General features: G+C 69.6%; 4 protein-coding genes and 1 pseudogene. 2 read left to right on the top strand and 3 right to left on the bottom strand.

All coding sequences use genetic code 11. The features are described from left to right. Positions 1-845: 845 nt before the first annotated feature. Together AB0E94_RS52460 and AB0E94_RS52455 are read right to left on the bottom strand one after the other, a co-directional pair. Positions 846-1,463: a 3-oxoacid CoA-transferase subunit B gene (locus AB0E94_RS52460; protein ID WP_360344394.1), complete on the bottom strand. Its 618-nt coding sequence runs from the start codon at positions 1,461-1,463 to the stop codon at positions 846-848. Between the two features lie 4 nt (positions 1,464-1,467). Then, positions 1,468-2,172: a CoA transferase subunit A gene (locus AB0E94_RS52455; protein WP_360344391.1), complete on the bottom strand. Its 705-nt coding sequence runs from the start codon at positions 2,170-2,172 to the stop codon at positions 1,468-1,470. A gap of 89 nt (positions 2,173-2,261) precedes the next feature. Between AB0E94_RS52455 and AB0E94_RS52450 the strand changes: the two genes are divergently transcribed. After that, positions 2,262-3,029 (top strand): IclR family transcriptional regulator, encoded by a 768-nt coding sequence (locus AB0E94_RS52450; protein WP_360344388.1) that lies wholly within the window; start codon positions 2,262-2,264, stop codon positions 3,027-3,029. 140 nt (positions 3,030-3,169) lie between these two features. On the opposite strand, the gene AB0E94_RS52445 is transcribed toward AB0E94_RS52450, so the two are convergent. Continuing rightward, positions 3,170-4,060 (bottom strand): hypothetical protein, encoded by an 891-nt coding sequence (locus tag AB0E94_RS52445; protein ID WP_360344385.1) that lies wholly within the window; start codon positions 4,058-4,060, stop codon positions 3,170-3,172. A gap of 352 nt (positions 4,061-4,412) precedes the next feature. On the opposite strand from AB0E94_RS52445, the pseudogene AB0E94_RS52440 reads away from it, so the two are divergent. Then, a pseudogene (locus tag AB0E94_RS52440) lies at positions 4,413-4,545 on the top strand (phosphotransferase); the annotation flags it as partial.

The raw sequence follows: 4,545 nt of genomic DNA, 5'->3' as shown, positions 1-4,545 counted from the left end.
ACACCGAAATCCTCGAAACCACCGCAATCGCCGCATAAGATCAACACACACGGATCGCGCTGGCTGCCTCTTACACCACGCCAGCGGACGTGACCCCTCCCTGCATCCGCAGCCGCTCCCGTCGCCGCATCCCCGGCCGATCCCCTCGCCGTGTCCGCGGCCGATCCTCTGCCGTGTCCTGCCCAGTCTTCGGACCGGAGCACTGGTCACGATGCGACTGAGGCATCGACTCGAGGCGTAATGTCTTATTCACAACGATTCGTCACCGACCGGTCTCGTAGATCTTGCACGGTTCTCCTCGTTCGCCGCGATCTTGCAGGGTTCTTCACGCGTGGACGTGGTTTGTCGTGCAAGGTCTACTGCGCCGAAGAGACCTTGCAGCTTTCTTCCCGTCGGGACGTGGAAAGGGCTGCAAGATCGGCGCGAGCCTGAAATGTCGTGCAAGATCCGCGGGCAGCGAGCCGAAGGAGGCGAAACCGGAGGAGTCGTAGCCGCAGGAGTCGTAGCCGCAGGAGTCGTTCCGGCCGAAGAGCCGTCAAACGGTTGAGGGCTGTCCGTCTCAAGTTGAGGCGGCTGCGCAGAAGGCTCACAGGTGTGCCCGACGTCAACAAGATCGCGCCTGGACACACGCGGACGGACGTGGGCGGGTGGGTCGTCGTGGATCGGCGGGCGCGCAAGCAGATCGGCGGGCGCGCGGGCGCGGGGCGTGGGGCGCGAGGCGCACTGGCGGATCGGCGGGCGTAGGGGCGCGCGCGTGGGCGGATCGGCGGGCATAGGCGGCGGGCGCGGGCGGGCGGATGGACGCGGGAGACGGATGGGCGCGGGTGGGCGTGGAGGGGGTGTGGTCAGGCTATGTCTACTGTGAAGCCGGTGCCGGTGGCGGCCAGGACGGTGTCGACGGTTTGGTCGTCGGCGAGGCGGCGTAGGACCAGGCCGCCGGGGGTGACGTCGAAGACAGCGCGGTCGGTGATGATGCGGTCGACTACTCCGGCGCCGGTCAGGGGCAGGGTGCAGCTGTCGACGATCTTCGGGGTGCCGTCCTTGGCGACGTGTTCGGTGACGACGATGACACGTGGGGTGCCGGCGACCAGGTCCATGGCGCCGCCCATGCCTTTGACCAGTTTGCCGGGGATGGTCCAGTTGGCGAGGTCGCCGTTAGCGGCCACCTGCAGGGCGCCGAGGATGGCGGTCTGCACATGACCGCCGCGGATCATGCCGAACGAGGTGGCCGAGTCGAACACCGACGCCCCGGGCAGGAGCGTGACGGTCTGTTTGCCGGCGTTGATCAGGTCGGGGTCCTCGTCGCCGTCGTACGGGAACGGGCCCATGCCGAGGATGCCGTTCTCGCTCTGGAGTGTCACCCGTACCCCGGCCGGAAGGTTGTTGGCGACCAGCGTGGGGATGCCGATGCCGAGGTTCACGTATTGGCCGTCGATCAGTTCGGCGGCGGCGATGGCGGCCATGTCGTCACGCGTCCACACGGGGCCGCACCGTCCTCTGTTCGATGTGCTTCTCATGGAGCTCGGTGCGGACCAGATGGTGCACGTAGATCCCCGGCGTGTGAATGTCGTCCGGGTGCAGGAAGCCGTCCTCGACGAACGAGGCCTCCGCGATGGTGATCCGGCCGGCGGTCGCCACCAGGGGGTTGAAGTTGCGGGCGGTCAGCCGGTACCGCAGGTTGCCGACGAGGTCGGCTCGATGGGCGCGCACCAGGGCCAGGTCGGCGACGATGGCGCGCTCGAGGACCGTACGCATGCCGTCGAAGTCTTTGTGGGGTTTGCCGTCGGCGACCGGGGTGCCGGCGCCGGTCGGGGTGTAGAAGGCGGGGATGCCGGCGCCGCCGGCGCGTAAGCGCTCGGCGAGGGTGCCCTGGGGGACGAATTCGACGTCGAGTCCGCCGTCCAGATACTGCTGGGCGAACAGCTTGTTCTCGCCCACGTAGGACGCCAGCACCTTGGTGACCTGCCGGTTCTCCAGGAGCAGGCCGAGCCCTCGGCCGTCGACGCCCATGTTGTTGCTGACGATGGTGAGGTTCTTGACCTCGGTGTCGCGAAGCGCGGTGATCAGCGAGGTGGGGATGCCGGACAGGCCGAAACCCCCGACGGCCACCGTCATGCCGTCCCGGGCGACGGCGGCGACGGCTTGCGCCGCGCTGTCGACGAGTTTGCTCATGGCCGGGCACGGTAGGTGTTGTCTCCGGCGGCGCCGTCGAACTGATCACTGGGCGGCTGTGGTGGGCGTTCGGTGCTCATAATGTGGGCATGCAGGGTTCACAGTTGGTCGGGCGGATGGCCGCGGTGCTGCGCCGCGTCGGGTCGGGCGCGGCCGACGGCGTCACCACCGCCGACGTGGCGGCGGCGACCGGGCTGCCGCGGTCGACGGCGCAGCGGGTGCTGGCGGCGCTGACTGAGGAGGGGTTCGTCGACCGGGACGCGCGCCGTGGCCGCTGGTATCTCGGGCCGGAGCTGTTCCTGCTCGGGTCGGTTGCGGCCGAACGCTACGACGTGACGTCGACCGCCCGTGACATCCTGCGGTCGCTGGCGGCCAAGACCGGGGAGAGTGCGTTCTTCTCGGCCCGGCGTGGTGACGAGACGGTGTGCCTGGCCGGTGCGGAGGGCAGTTTCCCGCTGCGGTCGCACGTGCTGCACGAGGGGATCCGGTTTCCGCTGGGGGTGGCGTCGGCTGGGCTGGCTGTGCTGGCCTACCTGCCGGTGGCGGACGCCGCGGACTACGTGCGGTCGCGGGGTGCGGAACTCGCTGCCGCCTACGGCGATCAGCACCAGGCGGCGATCCTGTCCCGGCGGGTGGCGGCGACACGCAAACGGGGGTACGCCGTGAACCCCGGCCTGATCGTGCCCGGAAGCTGGGGTGTCGGGGCGGTCGTGTTCGACCGGGCCGGGTCACCGGCGTGGGCGCTGAGCCTGACCGGTGTGGAGTCCCGTTTCAACGGCGACCGCACGGCCCAGCTGGGCACGCTCCTGCTGGAGGCGGCGCACGCCCTGACCCAGCGGATCACCCGCCGCGGTTGACCCGGACCACGACCGCCAGCCGTCGCTCAGCACGGTCAAACCGCCCGCATTCCAGCACTCAGCGACGGCTCACGGTCCCGGCCGTCGCTCAGCACGGTCAAACCGCCGGCATTCCAGCGTTCAGCGACGGCTCGCGGTCTTCAGTCGGTGGCGGAGGCGGTGAGCGCCCAGGTGAGGCCTTGGACCGGGTCCTCGATCGTCAGGTTCAGGAAGCACATCTGCTCGGCGGGGCGGTGCCAGGCCACGCAGCGCAGGCGTTCGACGAAGACGGTCACCGGGTCGCCACCGGCCATCAGGCTCAGCGCCCGCCAGACGGCGAGCCGCCCCAGGGCCTGACCGCCCTCCTCCGCGACGGCGTACGGGCCGAAGCCGGTCGCCAAGTGCACCAGATGCGGGTACGCCTGGGCGAACGACACCTCGGCGGCACGGCACGTCTCCCGGTCGGCGGCGATCGTGGCGGCGGCTTCCCAGGCGGTCGTGCGGAACGCGTACGCCCGGATCGGTTTATGGGGTTCATTGAGGTTTTCCAGGACCGTGACGGCCGGGTGCTCGATCGGATCCGCGCTCGCCGGGGACAGCGGGACGCCGCCGGGCAGGTTCTCGATCAGCCAGTGCGGGAAGCACCAGATGTGGCTGCCCGCGCTGCCGGTCGAGTGGTACTCGGGGATGTCATCCTCCGGGTCCCAGTGGGCGGATTCCCACGACTCCAGGAGCAGCGGGATCTCCGAGGGAACGACACCGCGCAGATCCTCGCCGTGCAGCACCCTGGTCTGCGCGACCAGTTCACGGACCCGCGGGTGGGTCAGGTGCGGAGCGAGGTCGTGCCACGGCCGCTGGGCGACCACCTCCCACAGCGGCCCGGGGAAACCCACCACCTCGCCTGGGTACAACTCGGCCGCCGCGACCGCCAGGGCCGGCGGCGCCTCCACGGCGATCATGTGGGCCAGTTCGCGCCGCTCCTCCGGGGTCGCGACGTCGCCGGCGGCCAGACCGAGCAGATCCGCCCAGCGCCCTTCTTCGATCAAGAGCATTCTGTTCCGGTACGCAACACTGGTCACCGGAACATACTCACGGCCCATGTGCGGGGAGATCAACCGAATTGCCGTGGAGCGCCTACCCGGCGATGCGCCGCCGCCTCAGCTTGAGAAGGTCAGCCCGCAGGCGGATGACATCCTCCCGGAAACGCCTCCCCACGGAGACTTCCGCCAGGTCGGCGACTGCCCATGAGAGCGATCCATTGCGTTCACAAAACGGACTTTCCTCCTCGCTGCCAGCAAGGCCCTCCCCGAACGGGCGACTTGACGACGGGGCGACGGACACCTCCAAAGAAGCCTCCACAGCTCGTCGGCCACAGCCCGTCGCTCGCCGCTCGCCGCCCGTCGCTCATCGCTCGCCGCTCATCGCCCGTTGCTCGCCACTCGCAAAACCCTGCATCGGTACGGTGGAAGCGAACCGCCCGCACGAATCCACGGCGACCTGTGGCCGGGGAATCTGCTGTGGGCGGCCGACGGCCGGG

This window comes from Actinoplanes sp. NPDC026670, assembly GCF_040638175.1.
In the GTDB taxonomy this organism is placed as follows: domain Bacteria; phylum Actinomycetota; class Actinomycetes; order Mycobacteriales; family Micromonosporaceae; genus Actinoplanes.
Note: the sequence above shows the minus strand (reverse complement) of the source record. Positions and strands in the feature narration are given on the sequence as shown.

What these genes read in the sequence shown, in the direction of transcription:
- AB0E94_RS52460 (WP_360344394.1), bottom strand. Translation starts at nt 1,463, where the DNA reads ATGGCCGCCATCGCCGCCGCCGAACTGATCGACGGCCAATACGTGAAC.
- AB0E94_RS52455 (WP_360344391.1), bottom strand. Translation starts at nt 2,172, where the DNA reads ATGAGCAAACTCGTCGACAGCGCGGCGCAAGCCGTCGCCGCCGTCGCC.
- AB0E94_RS52450 (WP_360344388.1), top strand. Translation starts at nt 2,262, where the DNA reads ATGCAGGGTTCACAGTTGGTCGGGCGGATGGCCGCGGTGCTGCGCCGC.
- AB0E94_RS52445 (WP_360344385.1), bottom strand. Translation starts at nt 4,060, where the DNA reads ATGCTCTTGATCGAAGAAGGGCGCTGGGCGGATCTGCTCGGTCTGGCC.